14 protein-coding genes and 1 riboswitch are annotated in these 16,824 nt (G+C 40.0%); of the genes, 7 read left to right on the top strand and 7 right to left on the bottom strand.

Going from position 1 to position 16,824, the window contains the following annotated elements; genetic code table 11:
• Window positions 1-3: 3 nt before the first annotated feature.
• From G3T18_RS12610 to G3T18_RS12595, 4 genes are all read right to left on the bottom strand, one after another.
• Window positions 4-510 carry a hypothetical protein gene (locus G3T18_RS12610; RefSeq protein WP_224410911.1) on the bottom strand — a complete coding sequence of 169 codons (507 nt, stop codon included), beginning with the start codon at window positions 508-510 and terminating at the stop codon, window positions 4-6.
• Window positions 511-640: 130 nt separating this feature from the next.
• A complete protein-coding gene (locus G3T18_RS12605) occupies window positions 641-1,039 on the bottom strand; it encodes a poly(ADP-ribose) polymerase family protein (RefSeq protein ID WP_224410935.1) in 399 nt (132 codons plus the stop codon).
• A gap of 47 nt (window positions 1,040-1,086) precedes the next feature.
• Window positions 1,087-1,485, bottom strand: coding sequence for a poly(ADP-ribose) polymerase family protein (locus tag G3T18_RS12600; protein WP_224410935.1), 399 nt, complete (start codon window positions 1,483-1,485; stop codon window positions 1,087-1,089).
• 47 nt (window positions 1,486-1,532) lie between these two features.
• Complete coding sequence (locus G3T18_RS12595) at window positions 1,533-2,795, bottom strand: WGR domain-containing protein (protein ID WP_224410910.1); 1,263 nt, start codon at window positions 2,793-2,795, stop codon at window positions 1,533-1,535.
• A gap of 248 nt (window positions 2,796-3,043) precedes the next feature.
• Here G3T18_RS12595 and G3T18_RS12590 point away from each other — a divergent pair, with 248 nt between their 5' ends.
• The 4 genes from G3T18_RS12590 to G3T18_RS12575 all read left to right on the top strand — a co-directional run bounded on the left by G3T18_RS12590 (window position 3,044) and on the right by G3T18_RS12575 (window position 6,110).
• Window positions 3,044-3,499, top strand: a complete 456-nt coding sequence (locus G3T18_RS12590) for a GNAT family N-acetyltransferase (RefSeq protein ID WP_224410909.1) — start codon at window positions 3,044-3,046, stop codon at window positions 3,497-3,499.
• 222 nt (window positions 3,500-3,721) lie between these two features.
• On the top strand, window positions 3,722-4,423 hold the full coding sequence (locus G3T18_RS12585; protein WP_224410908.1) for a response regulator transcription factor: 702 nt from the start codon (window positions 3,722-3,724) through the stop codon (window positions 4,421-4,423).
• A 77-nt stretch (window positions 4,424-4,500) separates the two neighbouring features.
• Window positions 4,501-5,541: a sensor histidine kinase gene (locus G3T18_RS12580; protein WP_318013960.1), complete on the top strand. Its 1,041-nt coding sequence runs from the start codon at window positions 4,501-4,503 to the stop codon at window positions 5,539-5,541.
• Between the two features lie 120 nt (window positions 5,542-5,661).
• A riboswitch (Glutamine riboswitch) is annotated at window positions 5,662-5,726 on the top strand.
• Between the two features lie 36 nt (window positions 5,727-5,762).
• Entirely contained in the window at window positions 5,763-6,110 is a 348-nt protein-coding gene (locus tag G3T18_RS12575; protein WP_224410906.1) for a DUF4278 domain-containing protein, read from the top strand.
• 77 nt (window positions 6,111-6,187) lie between these two features.
• On the opposite strand, the gene folP is transcribed toward G3T18_RS12575, so the two are convergent.
• The 3 genes from folP to G3T18_RS12560 form a co-directional block, all read right to left on the bottom strand.
• Window positions 6,188-7,027 carry a dihydropteroate synthase gene (gene folP / locus G3T18_RS12570; protein ID WP_224410905.1) on the bottom strand — a complete coding sequence of 280 codons (840 nt, stop codon included), beginning with the start codon at window positions 7,025-7,027 and terminating at the stop codon, window positions 6,188-6,190.
• A gap of 417 nt (window positions 7,028-7,444) precedes the next feature.
• The gene (tpiA, locus tag G3T18_RS12565) at window positions 7,445-8,170 is read right to left on the bottom strand and encodes a triose-phosphate isomerase (protein WP_224410904.1); all 726 of its coding nucleotides are present in this window, start codon (window positions 8,168-8,170) and stop codon (window positions 7,445-7,447) included.
• 232 nt (window positions 8,171-8,402) lie between these two features.
• Window positions 8,403-10,556 carry a polyribonucleotide nucleotidyltransferase gene (locus G3T18_RS12560; protein WP_224410903.1) on the bottom strand — a complete coding sequence of 718 codons (2,154 nt, stop codon included), beginning with the start codon at window positions 10,554-10,556 and terminating at the stop codon, window positions 8,403-8,405.
• Between the two features lie 234 nt (window positions 10,557-10,790).
• Here G3T18_RS12560 and G3T18_RS12555 point away from each other — a divergent pair, with 234 nt between their 5' ends.
• The 3 genes from G3T18_RS12555 to G3T18_RS12545 all read left to right on the top strand — a co-directional run bounded on the left by G3T18_RS12555 (window position 10,791) and on the right by G3T18_RS12545 (window position 16,777).
• Window positions 10,791-13,946 carry a DEAD/DEAH box helicase gene (locus G3T18_RS12555; RefSeq protein ID WP_224410902.1) on the top strand — a complete coding sequence of 1,052 codons (3,156 nt, stop codon included), beginning with the start codon at window positions 10,791-10,793 and terminating at the stop codon, window positions 13,944-13,946.
• A gap of 127 nt (window positions 13,947-14,073) precedes the next feature.
• Window positions 14,074-14,649, top strand: coding sequence for a Uma2 family endonuclease (locus G3T18_RS12550; RefSeq protein ID WP_224410901.1), 576 nt, complete (start codon window positions 14,074-14,076; stop codon window positions 14,647-14,649).
• A gap of 37 nt (window positions 14,650-14,686) precedes the next feature.
• Window positions 14,687-16,777, top strand: a complete 2,091-nt coding sequence (locus G3T18_RS12545; RefSeq protein ID WP_224410900.1) for a RecQ family ATP-dependent DNA helicase — start codon at window positions 14,687-14,689, stop codon at window positions 16,775-16,777.
• Window positions 16,778-16,824: the final 47 nt, after the last annotated feature.

The following is a 16,824-nucleotide window of genomic DNA, read 5'->3' as shown; positions in this document are numbered from 1 at the left end:
ATTCTATTCGTCCGGCAAATTTGAATTACATACTGAACAAATAAACACATCATTTTTAACAATATTAATTTGCGAACAAGAAGGACAACGACGAAAGATAAACTTAATAGTAAAGTGAGGTGGAAAACTAATAGGGATTTTCTTGAGTGCTGTTTCAACAGACTTCCAAGAATCTATTTTAGGACAATAACCTGTAGATTGATTAGTGATATCACACACTTCAAATGCCCCTTTATCCCAAGTAATAAATATTTCACCAGCAGATAAGACTGCTTTTCCTCCTGCACAAGCAATATGTTCAGAGGAACGCTCTGCTAAACGAAGATTTCCCTTCAAATCTATTACAAAAGTAGCCACTATTAAATTAGAATTTATTGTCCGACGGTCTAACGTATTAAAAATCCATTTTTTCAAATCTTCAATTGAACTAATAACTGTACCTATTGGAGAATTTGCTACAGATAATCTAATTTCTTGTGAACCAACATAACTGTACTTATCATTATTCATTACTATCTTCTTTTACTGCGACGCTTTAAGTTTGACTACGAACTCAGAAATATACTTTAGCTTATCAGTTCGTAGTGAGGACTTTAGTCCTCTTTCACTACAACTCTTTAGCGCAACTACCAACTCGAACTTACTCAAATTCACACAGATACTTAATATTAACTTGCTCCGGACTGTAAACAATACTTTCCTGATTAATTACATTAGCAGTTCCCGGTTGGACATAGGTACTATCATAACCCGACACGGGGAAACTAACATTAAGATTAGTCGGAGAATATGCTTTTCCCAACGCAAACTCACATAACAACATATAAACTCGCTGATTATTACCTCCAGATTGATTCCAATAATTAGTAGCATAATTCAACGCCTTTGTCGATTGTTCCGAACCATAAATTCCCTTACCAAACATTCTTCCCGTACACTGAATTGCATTCACGGGAGGAATAATTAAACCTTGTTCGAGAATACTTAAAATATTACTCGCTTTTGTCCCATGCCAATGTAACTTAACATTGTGAGGAATTTAGTCCTCTTTCACTACAACTCTTTAGCGCAACTACCAACTCGAACTTACTCAAATTCACACAGATACTTAATATTAACTTGCTCCGGACTGTAAACAATACTTTCCTGATTAATTACATTAGCAGTTCCCGGTTGGACATAGGTACTATCATAACCCGACACGGGGAAACTAACATTAAGATTAGTCGGAGAATATGCTTTTCCCAACGCAAACTCACATAACAACATATAAACTCGCTGATTATTACCTCCAGATTGATTCCAATAATTAGTAGCATAATTCAACGCCTTTGTCGATTGTTCCGAACCATAAATTCCCTTACCAAACATTCTTCCCGTACACTGAATTGCATTCACGGGAGGAATAATTAAACCTTGTTCGAGAATACTTAAAATATTACTCGCTTTTGTCCCATGCCAATGTAACTTAACATTGTGAGGAATTTAGTCCTCTTTCACTACAACTCTTTAGCGCAACTACCAACTCGAACTTACTCAAATTCACACAGATACTTAATATTAACTTGCTCCGGACTGTAAACAATACTTTCCTGATTAATTACATTAGCAGTTCCCGGTTGGACATAGGTACTATCATAACCCGACACGGGGAAACTAACATTAAGATTAGTCGGAGAATATGCTTTTCCCAACGCAAACTCACATAACAACATATAAACTCGCTGATTATTACCTCCAGATTGATTCCAATAATTAGTAGCATAATTCAACGCCTTTGTCGATTGTTCCGAACCATAAATTCCCTTACCAAACATTCTTCCCGTACACTGAATTGCATTCACGGGAGGAATAATTAAACCTTGTTTGAGAATACTTAAAATATTACTCGCTTTTGTCCCATGCCAATGTAACTTAACATTGCCAATTTGAGCAGATTTTACAACAAAAGCTTGTTGCATTGAAGGAATATCAATTTCATACGCTCTGCGCAGTTTGTATCCCGCAGATTGATGATTCAAATTAATTGTTGATTCGTAGAGGCTGCGAATCCATTGAAAGGTTTTTTTGCCAGCAATTGTACTACCTGGAACCCGACGAATTTTACAGTTGAAAATTTGCTGTTTGGTTTCCATTAAGGCTGCATCGAGAGCAGATAAAATATCATTCTGACGCTGTAATTCTTGCTGAGTCCGAAAAATAGAATCGTCGAGAGTTTTGCCAACTTTTTGCGGAATCAACCTTAAGTATTTGCTGACTAGTTTGCGTAAGGATAAAGGATTATAACATACAGCAATTTGTGCTAGGTAATCTCTAGCTTTGGCAATTGCTTCTGGTGTAACTAAACCTAGAGGTGTACTGAATTTGCCCGTATCTAAGTCATAATGAATGTTAGTTTGGGAGATAATTTGGTGAATATTTACTTTGACCAAATAACGGATTAAATCTTTGGCTTTGTCATCTTCGCCGCAGTCGATTTGGGTGGCAGCAATTTTTTCTAAATCTTCTGTTTTTAGTGATACGTTTTTGACTGTATCTGGTGTAAGGATTTGCGCTTCTGTATAGCCTTTTTTGAGCTTTTGTTGCTTCATTTGCGCTAGTCTTTTTTGCGCTAAATTTACTGATGGATAGCTGTTTTTGGCTTGTTGCAATTTGCTACCAACTCTCCCCCATTCAGCAACAAAAGAACCATCTTCGTAAATACTTCCTTTCCACACTTTGTTTGAGTTTTCATCCACGTCAACGTAGATGAGCGTGTAGGTTTCTAATACGCTCGCTGCGACTGCTGTATTCATGATTTTCTTAAGTCTTTTCGTTGATAACTTGGCAATCTTCAATCAATAATTGCATCCCCAAAAGTGACCTAGCGGTTGCTAGATTTTAGGGAATTTAATTACTTAATTAAGATTGCGATAGTACGATTATATTCCTATATTGATTTAAAAGTCAACATAAAGCTAATAATTAAGTTTTGTGACAAATAGGGTAAATTGTCAGAAAATATGGTAAGAGAAGGATCGGTGCGATCCGAATTTCTAATCAGATGAACGAACTACCACCAGGATGTCAACTACGTCCAGCCACAGCCCGCGATATTTGGAAAATAAGACTACTTGTACTCCAAGCGATGCTCGACCCAACTCAGATACGCTGGCAGCAGTTTTGGGTGATAGAATCTGAAGGGGAAATAATCGCTTGTGGACAACTGCGAGCGATCGCCAACATACAAGAACTAGGAAGTATAATAGTCAAAAGTCGGTGGCGAGGTCAAGGTATAGCCACTTATTTAATCAAGTATTTAATTTCACAAGCAACACAACCTCTTTACCTAGAATGTTTAGGTGCGAGGTTAGCTTCATTTTACACCCGTTTCGGCTTTGAAGCAATTTCTTTTTCCGAGTTACCCGCTTCGCTTAAATCAAAATACCGTCTTTCTCACCTAGCTAAAACTATTTTACGAGTTCCAGTCACATTTATGAAATACCGACAATCAAGCTAGGGAGACAAGGGAGACAAGGAAGAATTCCTATTTAAAATTTATTTATCCCTCAATTTAACCTTAACGATCAACTAAAGTAGCAACCTCGAAATATACACATATTCACAATAATTTCCTTGCATAAAAACCTTAAGGGAAATACAAAATCAATCTTATGATTCAGACAAGATTGAGATAATTTTTCTATAATTGTTATCTGAAAGTGGGGCTGAGGTTAGCGAAGTGAAAATTTTAATTGTTGAGGACGAACCAGAAATTGCTAAACTAATTCAACAAACTTTAGAAAGAGAAGGTTTTACTTGTTTTCAATGTCATAATGGACTAACAGCTTTACAAGCATTTAAAGAACAAGAACCTGATGTTATTATCCTTGATTTAATGTTACCAGGTTTAGATGGTTTAGAAGTTTGCGCCCGCATTCGTCAACAACCAGGAAAGAAAGACCCTTTTATTTTGATGTTAACAGCTAAAGGCGAAGAAATTGACCGAGTAATTGGTTTATCTACTGGTGCAGATGACTATCTGGTGAAACCTTTTAGTCCGAAAGAATTAGTCGCTAGAGTTCGAGCGTTATTGCGGCGCAGTTTACGTCAAATTCAACCGCAAGAATTGATTTATACTACCGAACATTTTGAGGTAAATATCGACCAACGCACGGCAACAAAAAAAATGCCTTCTGGAGAAGAGGAGACGCTGAATTTAAGTAATTTAGAGTTTAATTTATTTAGTACCTTTGTCAAACAACCCGGTCGAGTTTGGAACCGCAGCCAACTAATCGAGCAATTGTGGGGAGATGATTTTTTTGGGGATGAAAGAGTTGTCGATACACATATCGGACGCTTGCGGAAAAAGGTTGAACCAGACCCAGCTAATCCCACTTTCATTAAGACAGTAATTGGTGTCGGTTATAAATTTGAAGATTAATTTTTACTATGGTTCGGATCAAGAAAAAGAATTCTTTACCTTTGGCGTCGCGCTTGTTTTTTTCTCACTTATTAGTTATGATTGTAGCTGTGGGAAGTTTAGTGGCGATCGCCAAACTTTCTTCACCTCGTTTTTTTGTCCTCCAACTACAAAGAATTGAGGGGCAAGGACTGAGTTTGCGCTATGCTCGTACTTACATTGTCGAAGGTTTTCAAACTGCTTGGAATCGAAGTACATTTTGGGCTGTAATCGTTGGTACGACAGTTGCTGGAGGCTTGAGTTACTGGGTATCTCAACGCATTACTCAACCTTTACAAAAAATAGAACAAGTAACCAAAAAATTCGCCGAAGGAGAGTTGTCAGCGCGTCTTCCACCTTCATCAATTACCGAGTTAAATCAACTTAGTAGTAGCTTCAATCGCATGGCTGTTAGTTTAGAAGGAGTGGAAAAACGCCGTCGTGAATTAATTGGCGACTTGACGCATGAATTACGAACCCCCCTAACAGTTATTCACGGTTATCTTGAGGAACTTGCCGATCGTAAAATTGAACCAGACAGCGAAGTTTATCAGCGTTTGCTGCGAGAAACAAAACGATTACAAAGACTTGTCAATGACTTGCAAGAATTATCTAAAGCCGAGGCTGGTTATTTACCGATTAATTTGCAAGCAGCGAACTTACGTCCGTTGTTAGTTACGCTAGTAGAAAGATTTAGCGATCAGTTATTAGATGAAGGTCCAGAATTGCGTTTAGAATGTCCCTCACAAATACCGCCAGTTTTAGCCGATATCGATCGCACAGAACAAATTTTAGTAAATTTAATCGGAAATGCTATTTCTTATACAGAAATTGGGGCGATTACTGTGCAAGTATGGTTAGAAGATAAACGACTTTGGATTGCAGTCAAAGATACAGGAGCGGGAATTACCGCCGCAGATTTACCTCACGTATTCGAGCGTTTTTGGCGATCGGGAAAAGCACAAGCACGTAACACGAGAGGAACAGGTATTGGTTTAGCTATTTCTAAACGTTTAGTGGAACTGCAAGGTGGGAAAATTGAAGTCGAAAGTGAAGTTGGGGTGGGGAGCATTTTCCGTTTTTATCTACCCTTAGCTTAGGATTTACGCTCGACTCAATCTGGAACGATCTGAGAGTTAGACTTCAAGCAACTTTTTGTAAATTTTTGTAAATATTTGACATTTACCCAGAAAGTTGTTACATTGAATACAGAAAGAAAAAACGTTCATCTCTCTAGATGAGTTCTCAGAGAGACGGAAGTAGGGAAAACCCGAAGGAACGCGCCCCAAATCTCTACAGCTAAGAATTGGAGGCGAAAAGCATGAAACTCACATATCGCGGAGTAAACTACGACTACAATCCAACTTTTGTTGAAACAAGCGAAGGCAAAGTTGGCGGTAAATATCGGGGAATGGATTGGCGTTTTCGCAATCTCAAGAAGCCCCCGGTAATTCAACCGACAAAGAATTTGACATATCGCGGCGTTAGCTATCAAGTAGGACAAACCAGTAGCGACAAGAGCGTCAAAGTTGGCAAAATCCCTGCTTTGTCTACTCAAGATAAAGCTCGTGTTTTAATGATGGATCGCACCCGCATCAATCGGAACCGCCAAGAAGCAATGTTGAGCCGTTCCGCCGCAGAAATCGGTTTAAACCATGATTTTGCCTAAGTTTTAACTTATTTTCGAGCGTTCGTACCTGAATAGCTCATACTAACACCCTCGATTCGGGGGTGTTTTTTTGCTTTTCAGTTTCGCCAAATTGCATCGGCAACGCGACAAACGTCGTACATTTCCGAAAGATCGTGTACTCTGATGATATCTGCACCCGCCGCGATCGCCGCACTACAAGCAGCCGCAGTTCCCCAAATTCGCTCTTTGGGATTAGCTTTATTCAGAATATGTCCGAGAAAACTTTTGCGCGACACTCCGATTAAGATTGGCGCATTTAATGAGCGAAATTCACCCAATCTGCGTAATAATTCTAAATTTTGCTCGTAATTCTTCGCAAAGCCAATACCGGGATCGATGATGATTTGCGATCGCGCAATTCCCGCTTCCACCGCAGCCGCAATTCGACGCTCAAAAAACTGATAAATCTCTCCTACCAAATCTTGATAATCAGTTAATTTTTGCATCGTCTCCGGGTTTCCTCGGATGTGCATCAAAATAATTGGCACGCCCAACTCAGCAACTACTGATAACATTGCCTCGTCAAACGTCGCCCCCGAAATATCATTCACAATATCTGCACCCGCTTTAACTGCGGCTTTGGCTACTTCTGCTCTAGTCGTATCGATGGAAATCGGCGTATCTAACTGTTTTCGCAAAGCTTGTATAATTGGTAACACGCGATTGAGTTCTTCTTCCAAGGAGATTTGTGCTGCACCTGGTCGAGTTGATTGCCCACCCACATCAATAATATCGCCGCCTCTCTTGACAATTTTAGCTCCTTGTGCTATTGCAGAATCCAGACTATCAAACTCACCCCCATCGCTAAAACTATCAGGAGTAACATTAAGAATACCCATTAAATAAGAGCGAACTCCCCAGGGAAAACTTTGTCCACGAATTATTAATTCGTCCATAATTTAAAGTCAGAAATTTAGTTCTATTTCCGAGAAAACTTAAAAGTTAGTAGCGAGGACTTTAGTCCTGCTTCCGAGAAAACTTAAAAGTTAGTAGCGAGGACTTTAGTCCTGCTTCCGAGAAAACTTAAAAGTTAGTAGCGAGGACTTTAGTCCTGCTTCCGAGAAAACTTAAAAGTTAGTAGTGAGGACTTTAGTCCTGCTTCCGAGAAAACTTAAAAGTTAGTAGCGAAGACTTTAGTCCTGCTTCCGAGAAAACTTAAAAGTTAGTAGTGAGGACTTTAGTCCTGCTTCCGAGAAAACTTTAAGATCCCAAGTAATTTAGTCTTTTTTATTCAGCGCTAAAGCGCTAACTACAAACTGTAGCGAGGTATTTAATCCTCATTAAAAAGCGCTCAAGCACTGACTAAAAACCAACTATTGATAATTAACAATTCGGGCAAAACTAGCTGGCTCCAAACTAGCTCCTCCTACCAAAGCCCCATCAATTTCTGGTTGAGCCATAATTTCATCAACATTACCAGGTTTGACAGAACCACCATACTGAATAGAAACATCAGGATGGTCTAACTGAGCGCGAATTAAACCAATAACGCGATTTGCTTCCTTTGCTTCACAAGTATCGCCAGTACCAATCGCCCAAATTGGTTCGTAAGCAACAACTAACTTAGTCAAATCAATATCAACTAAATCTTGTTTCAATTGATTGATAATGACATTTTCCGTTTTCTTTGCATCTCTTTGGGCTTTCGTTTCTCCGACACAGAGAATAGGAATTAAATTGTGATTTTGAGCAGCCTTAAGACGCAAATTAACCGTTTCATCAGTTTCACAGAAATATTGACGACGTTCGCTGTGTCCAACGATAACGTAACTCGTGCCAATTTCTTTGAGCATCGAGCCAGAAATTTCGCCTGTATAGGCTCCAGAATCTTCCCAGTGAACATTTTGAGCGCCCAAACGCACTCGACTACCATGCAAATTTTGGGAGACAACAGCTAAATCTGTAAAGGGAACGCACAAAACAACTTCTCGCTCGTCGGGAGTATTTTCCAACTCAGGTAGGAATCCTTGGAGAAACTCTTTGGATTCTGCTTGAGTTTTGTGCATTTTCCAGTTACCAGCAATAATAATTTTTCGCACAGCTTAACCCTATTTCGATTTCAATGTATCTTGCAAAATTTAGTTTACGCCACTGGCTAGGGTTAAGGCGAGGTTATCAATTAATTAGCTATTGATACACTTTTTGGTTTTTATGTCAAGGTTTTGTAGAAATAATTAATACTAGGTCAGTGGTTCATAGTTCAGAGTTCGTAGTAAGCCCAAAGATGAGCCACGAACAATGAACAATGAACAGAAAAACGACTACTGACGACTATTTAATCGCCGCTTCACGGGCTTTTGCTGCTTCATCAGGGTGAATACCCAAGCGAGTGAGATTAATGCGACCTTTGCTGTCAATTTCGCGCACCTTAACCACAACTTCATCGCCGACAGCTACCTCATCTTCAACTTTACCAACTCGGCGATCGGCGAGTTGAGAGATATGAATCATTCCTTCTTTTCCTGGTAGCACTTCGACAAAAGCACCAATGGGGATAATCCGGACAACACGACCGACATAAACATCTCCTTCATCAAGTTTACGGGTCATGCCTTCGATAATTTTCTGAGCTTTTTCAGCTTTCTCCGCTTCCACAGCCGAAACAGTGATCGTACCGTCATCTTGAATATCGACTTTAGCCCCAGTTTGTTCGGTAATACCTTTGATCGTTTTACCTCCCGGACCAATGACCAAACCGATTAATTCCGGATCGATCTTGAAGGTAAGCAAACGAGGAGCATAAGGAGAGAGTTGCGGACGAGGTTCAGCGATCGCCTCCAGCATTTTTTCCAGGATATGCAACCGCGCTGGTTTCGCTTGCTTAATCGCATCAGCAATAACTTTCACAGACAAACCAGTAATTTTCATATCCATCTGCAAAGCAGTGATTCCGCTATCGGTTCCAGCTACCTTAAAGTCCATATCCCCCAGAAAATCTTCAATTCCTTGAATATCTGTAAGAATGCGAACTTCATCCTTTTCCTTAATTAAACCCATCGCTGCACCGCTAACAGGCTTCAAGATTGTCACCCCAGCATCCATTAAAGCCAGAGTTGAGCCACAAACCGAACCCATCGAAGTCGAACCATTAGAAGAAAGCACCTCCGAGACTACCCGAATCACATAAGGAAAATCCTCTTGGGGAGGCAAAACAGGCAAGATCGCGCGTTCAGCCAAAGCACCATGACCAATTTCCCGTCGTCCTGGAGAACGTAAAGGCTTCGTTTCCCCCACGGAAAAAGGCGGGAAATTGTAGTGATGGAGATAGCGCTTTTCGTCTTGTGGATGGAGATCGTCAGCCAACTCTTGAGCATCTCCGGGAGTACCCAAAGTAACCACAGACATTACCTGAGTTAAACCTCGGTTAAACAAACCACTACCATGAACCCTTGCAGGAAGAAGCCCAACGCGACAGGAAATGGGACGAACCTCATCGAGTTTGCGCCCATCAACTCGCACACCATCATTAACAATTTGCGATCGCATCAACTCCTTAGTGATATCTTTGAATACCTTCGAGACAGCCTTGGAATCTTCCGTAGCAGCAACTTTGAGCGGATCTTCATCAGGTAACTCCGCGATCGCCGTTTCCACTTCTTCTTCCCTTACCTTATCCAAAGCCGCATCGCGATCGTTTTTATCTAAATCATACTGGGAAAGAATCTTTTTAATCCCAGTCGTAGCCCGCTCTCTGACGAAATCCTCTAAACTATTATCGATCTCTGGCGGTTCCTCACTCACCAGATCGAGATTCAGTTCCTTCATCATTTCTTGCTGTGCTTCAATCAAATCTTGCACAGCTTCATAACCAAAATCAATCGCTTCGATAATATCTTGTTCCGGTAGCTGATTTGCTCCAGCTTCGACCATCACAACCCCATCCGGGGAACCAGCTACAACTAAATCCAAGTCTCCCTCACGAACTTCCCGATAAGTCGGATTAATGATAAAATCATCTCCCACCAACCCAACTCGCACCGCCGCCATCGGACCTTGGAACGGAATTTTTCCCAACAAAACCGCAACCGAAGCCCCCGTCACCGCCAAAACATCTGGTGGCACTTCTTCATCCATCGACAGAGTAGTTGCTATGATTTGTATGTCATCCCGCAACCATTGGGGAAACAGAGGACGCAAAGGACGGTCAATTAAACGGGAAGTGAGCGTCACCTTTTCTGGAGGACGACCTTCACGACGTAAAAAACCGCCAGGAATCTTACCTGCTGCATAAAGTCTTTCTTCGTAATCCACTAACAAAGGCAAGAAATCTATCCCTTCTCTACCCTCTGCGCGAGTCGCTGTCACCAAAACGGCTGTATCGCCCGACTGAATCAAAGCTGCACCACCTGCTTGCGGTGCGAATAAACCAACCTTTAGTCTAATATCCCGTCCATCAAAGGATATCGACTTGTCAAACTCTTGCATTCAGTGCTTTTCCTTTTTTTCTCTCTTTTCCTTTTCTGTCGCAATCCTAGCATTTATGTCTGTCAACTGAGATCGCGAGTGACTGGGATTGGGGGATTGGGGACTGGTGAGGAGGGGACTGGTGAGGAGGGGATTGGGGACCCTTGGATTGGGAGACAAGGGGGAGGATAAACTGGTAACTGGTAAATGGTAACTGGTAACTGATAACTGATAACTGTTAACTAATAAACTGATATGGCAACATTACATGGTAGTTGGATCGACGAAGGAACTCAAGGCTATTTCTTTCTTTGGGGGGAGACGTGGCGTAGTAAAGCCTCGGTAGAAAATTACGCTATAACTGTGGGAACTCCAACACATCCTTATGGAATGAGTTATGCAGAGTTAACTGAGTTTTTGAACTCGCGCAAACTCAATCTCTCACAATTTGGTAACTCTGCAACCAACAAACAAGCTTTAATTGCCATCCTTCCTTCCCAGAGCGAAAAAGGTGAACTTCTCCCAGTTTTGTCTGGCACAATGTTAGCAGGCACAGAAACTTTTACCAGATGGAAAATTGAAGGATTTTGCTTTAATAGTTCAGAAATTTACTCTTTTTTACAAGCCTTACCTCTCGGTTCTTTTAAAGCAACTGATGCTTATGTCGGCGCAGAATTACGTTTTTGGTCGCAAATTCAGCGTTGGAGTCTCGATTTAATTGCTCGCTCGAAATTTTTGCCCGGAATATATTTAGATTCCCAAGGAAATCAAATCAGTTGTTGGCAACCTTTACTTGATAGTTCTGTAGACCAAGCTCGTCTGGAAAAGTTTGCTAAAATAATGCCGGGAGCTTGTCGTGCTTATCGCCCCATTAAAACCGAAGATAACGACTCGCTCAACTCTCAGCCGGAATTACCACAACCTAAACAATTAATCCTCAGCTTTTTGCGTAGTTCGCTCGATACACGACTGCGTAATTGGCTGACTACAAATACCACCTCAAAAAACGATTCTACTCTCGAACAATGGTTAAATTCACTTTCGCAAACATCAGCTAATTTTGAAACGGAACCAACAGCAGTCAAACGCTTGGAAGCAGCAATTGCCAATTGGACATATCCAGTTAAAGATTATTTAGTTACCCCTGTTTCCACTGAAGTAGAACAAAATCAATTTCGTGTTTGTCTGTCTTTAGTTCCACCTACTGAAAGCGAAGTTAATTGGGGTCAATTGGATTGGAAGTTACAATATGGTTTACAAGCAATTGACGACCCAGAATTTATCATTGATGCTAACTATATTTGGCAGCATCCGGTAGAACAATTGACTTATCAAGAGCGAACTATCGAACAACCGCAAGAAACTTTACTCAAAGGGTTAGGATTGGCTTCTCGTTTGTATTCAGCTATCGAAGCTAGTTTACAAGCAAAACAACCGCAATTTTGTCAATTAAATCCGATTGAAGTTTATCAATTTATCCGCGCTACAGCTTGGCAATTAGAAGATAACGGATTGGGAGTAATTCTACCTCCAGGTTTAGCACGCGGCACAAGTGAAAAACGCCTTGGTGTTAAAATTCATGCAAAAGTTGCTCAGAAGAAAGGCGAACGTTTGGGATTGCAAAGTTTGCTCAAATATCGCCTAGAATTAGCAATGGGCGATAAAACTATTTCCCAACAAGAATTTGAGCGAATGTTAGCGCAAAAATCGCCTCTGGTACAAGTAGATGGCGAATGGATTGCTTTACAACCTGCGGATGTGAAAGCGGCAGAAAATATTTTAGCATCTACCAACGAAAAGATGAATTTGTCGGTGGAAGATGCCTTACGTCTCACTCAAAGTAAGACAGAAACTATTGCTAAATTACCAGTTGTTGGTTTTGAAGCTAGTGGGGTTTTGCAAGAATTAATTACTAATCTCGGTGAGAATAAAGCTGTCGAATTAATTGAAACTCCTCAAGGATTTAAAGGTGAATTACGACCTTACCAAATTCGCGGCGTTAGTTGGTTATCTTTCCTCGAACGTTGGAGTTTAGGTGCTTGTTTGGCGGATGATATGGGCTTAGGAAAAACGCCCCAATTAATTGCTTTTTTATTAAATTTAAAACAACAAGAAGCCTTAAATAAACCTACTTTAGTAATTTGTCCTACTTCTGTATTAGGCAACTGGGAACGAGAAGTCAAAAAATTTGCTCCTACTCTTTCGACAGTAATTCATCATGGTGGTGGACGTAATAAAGGTAAAACTTTTGCTAAACAAGTTAAGAATAAAGATTTGGTTCTTACCAGTTATCCTTTAGTGTTTCGAGATGAAAAAACTTTGTCTACAATTGATTGGGAAGGAATTGTTTTAGACGAAGCGCAAAACATTAAAAATCCGCAAGCGAAACAATCCCAAGCAGCGCGAAAGTTAAAAGCAGGTTTTCGGATTGCTTTAACAGGTACTCCCGTCGAAAATCGCTTGTCGGAATTGTGGTCGATTATCGATTTTCTCAATCCCGGTTATTTAGGAAACCAGCAATTTTTTAAGCGTCGCTTTGCAATTCCGATTGAAAAATATGGCGATCGAGAATCTTTGATCCAGTTGCGATCGCTGGTGCAGCCTTTTATTCTTCGTCGTTTAAAAACTGACAAGGATATTATTCAAGATTTGCCTGAAAAACAGGAAATAAATGTCTTTTGTGGACTGGCAAAAGAACAAGCTGATATCTATCAAGAATTGGTCGATAAATCTCTGGAAGAAATTGAAGAATCGGAAGGTATTCAACGCCGAGGAAAGATTCTTACTTTGATTATGAAACTCAAACAAGTTTGTAATCATCCAGCACAATATTTGAAAGAGAAAAAACTCGATAAAGCAGAAAGATCCGGTAAATTATTGCGTCTAGAAGAGATGTTAGAAGAAATTATTTCTGAAGGATCTCGCGCTTTAATTTTCACTCAATTTTCTGAATGGGGGAAGCTACTAAAACCTTATTTAGAAGCAAAACTTGGCGTAGAAAGTTTGTTTCTTTACGGTGCAACTCGTCGCCAACAACGAGAAGAAATGGTCGAACGTTTCCAAAACGATCCTCAAGGTCCGCCAATTTTCATTTTATCTTTAAAAGCAGGTGGAACTGGTTTAAATCTTACCAGAGCAAATCATGTTTTTCATATCGATCGTTGGTGGAATCCAGCCGTAGAAAATCAAGCAACCGATCGCGCTTTTCGGATCGGACAAAAACGCAATGTACAAGTTCATAAATTTATTTGTACGGGTACTTTAGAAGAGCGAATTAATGAGACAATTGAAACTAAAAAACAACTTGCCGAACAAACTGTTGATGCAGGGGAACAATGGTTGACAGAATTAGATACCGATCGATTGCGTAATCTTTTCTTACTAGACCGAGATGCAGTTATGGATGAGTAAAATTTTGCTGTTTTTATGGCGACAAAGATGAAGGAAATTTTTTGCAAGTCTAGGGAGAAAACTAGAGGAGGTAGATAAGAAAAAATTTAGGATTGCGCGATCGCTAACAAAGGAGAAATAAGCAACTATGACAGCTATTACTGTTAACTTCGATTCGATTCTGGAAATTACTACCGAACAACTTTATCAACTAAGTCAAAAAAATCCCGATCTGCAATTTGAACGCAATCAGAAAGGAGAACTTTTGGTTATTTCTCCGACAGGAGGAGAAACAGGAAAATGTAATTTTAATATTGCCCTAAAATTGGGTATTTGGAACGAACAAACTCAGTTAGGAGTATGCTTTGATTCTTCCACTGGATTTCATCTTCCTAATAATGCAACTCGTTCTCCGGATGTGGCTTGGATTCCGATCGCTAAATGGAATAACCTAACTTTAGAACAACAGAAAAAATTTCTGCCCCTTTGTCCGGATTTTGCAATTGAGTTACGTTCTCCAGAAGATTCTTGGAAATTTTTGCAAGGGAAAATGGAAGAATATATTGACAATGGAATGCGACTGGGATGGTTAATTAACCGCCAAAATCGACAAGTGGAAATATATCGTCAAGGACAAGTAAAACAAGTTTTAGATAATCCGATTACTGTATCTGGTGAGAATGTTTTACCTGGATTTATTTTAGAGTTGAAAATAGTTTGGTAACTCGAAATAATTTGAGTAATTTTTTTGGGGTGTAGAGATGACAAATGAATTACGAAATCAAGCGATCGCGCTGTTGCGACTTGCATTAGACGATCCTACAGCTAAGTTTCGAGGAGGACAATGGGAAGCGATCGCGTCTTTGCTTGAACAGCGAGATCGTTTACTGGTGGTACAACGCACGGGTTGGGGTAAAAGTATCGTTTACTTTCTCGCTACTCGCTTGTTACGCGATCGCGGTGCAGGTTTCACTCTCCTGATTTCTCCTCTCCTCGCTTTAATGCGCAACCAGATCGCTGCTGCCACTAGACTCAATCTCCAAGCTGCTACAATTAATTCTAGCAATAAGGACGATTGGGAACAAGTAAAAACTCAACTTCTCACCGGACAAATCGATCTTCTCCTCATTTCTCCCGAACGATTAGCCAACGATGAATTTCGCGACACTATTTTATCACGAATCTCTGCCCAAATTGGCTTATTTGTAGTTGACGAAGCCCATTGTATTTCCGACTGGGGACACGATTTTCGTCCCGATTATCGACGGATTACCCGAATTTTACAAGCCCTTCCTCCCAATCTTCCCGCGATCGCTACTACTGCTACAGCTAATAACCGAGTTGTTAATGATATTACCGCCCAATTAGGTGCAAATTTGCGTATTTTTAGAGGTAATTTAACTCGCCAAAGTTTACAACTACAAAACATTTATTTACCGAGTCCGGCTGCACGCATGGCATGGTTAGCAGAACAACTTCCAAGTTTACCAGGAAGCGGCATTATTTACACTTTAACAGTTCGAGATTCGGAACGAGTCGCCGCTTGGTTACAAACCCAAGAAATTGACGCAAAACCTTACCACAGTCAATTACAAACTGAAGAACGAGAAACCTTAGAAAACCAATTAATTGATAACCAAATTAAAGCATTAGTCGCCACTACAGCATTAGGAATGGGCTTTGATAAACCCGACTTAGGCTTTGTTATTCATTATCAACGCCCCGGTTCTGTTGTTCATTATTATCAACAAGTGGGACGGGCTGGAAGAGCCGTAGAACAAGCTTATGGAATTCTTCTTAGTGGCGATGAAGATGACGAAATTACTAACTATTTTATCGAAACTGCTTTTCCTCCCCAAGCTCACACAGAAGAAGTTTTAAATGCTCTTAATAAGGCATCTGATGGTTTTTCTGTGGCTCAATTAGAAGAAAATTTGAATCTTTCTCGCGGACAAATTGATAAAGTATTAAAACTCCTATCTTTAGAATCTCCTGCACCTGTAACTAAGCAAGGTACAAAGTGGTATACAACCCCAATTAAGTATCAACAGGATTTAGAAAAAATCGCTAAATTAACTCGCATTCGCCAACAAGAACAAGCGCAAATGCAAGTCTATATGGAAAGTCAAGAATGCTTGATGAAATTTCTCGCTCAAGCTTTAGACGACTCCAATCCAACTAGCTGTGGTAAATGTGCAGTTTGTTTAGGCGAAAACTTATTACCAACTAACTACTCATTAGCCAAAGTTAATCAAGCAATTCAATTTCTCCGACGCAGCGACCAAATTATTGAACCTCGGAAAATCTGGATTAAAAATGCTTTACCTACTTATGGTTTTCTCGGACGTATTAAAGATAATTTAAAAGCTGAAATAGGACGAGCATTATGTCTGTGGGGTGATGCAGGTTGGGGAGAATTAGTTAAACAAGGAAAATATCAAGATAACTATTTTGATGATGCTTTAATTCAAGGTATAATTGAAATGATTCAACGTTGGCAACCAGAACCAATGCCAACTTGGATAACTTGCGTTCCTTCCTTAAATCGTTCCCAATTAGTCCCCAATTTTTCCCAAAGACTCGCAAATCAATTGAATTTACCTTTCATCTCAGTCGTGCAAAAAGTACGTCAAAATTCACCACAAAAAACTATGAGTAACAGTTATCATCAGGCTCGTAATTTAGATGGTATTTTTGCGCTCGATTGTAGTAAAATTAAACCAGGTGCAGTATTTTTAATTGATGATTTTGTTGATTCCCGTTGGACATTTACTGTCATTGCTGCACTATTACGTCAAGCCGGAAGCGGTCAAGTTTTTCCCTTAGCATTAGCAATTAATTCTCTCTCTTAAACTACTCACTTAAATTACTTAAATTTGTGTCGAATTTTGTTAAAAAT

Source organism: Oscillatoria salina IIICB1 (assembly GCF_020144665.1).
Taxonomy (GTDB): Bacteria; Cyanobacteriota; Cyanobacteriia; order Cyanobacteriales; family SIO1D9; genus IIICB1.
This window is presented reverse-complemented; position numbering and strand designations above follow the sequence as displayed.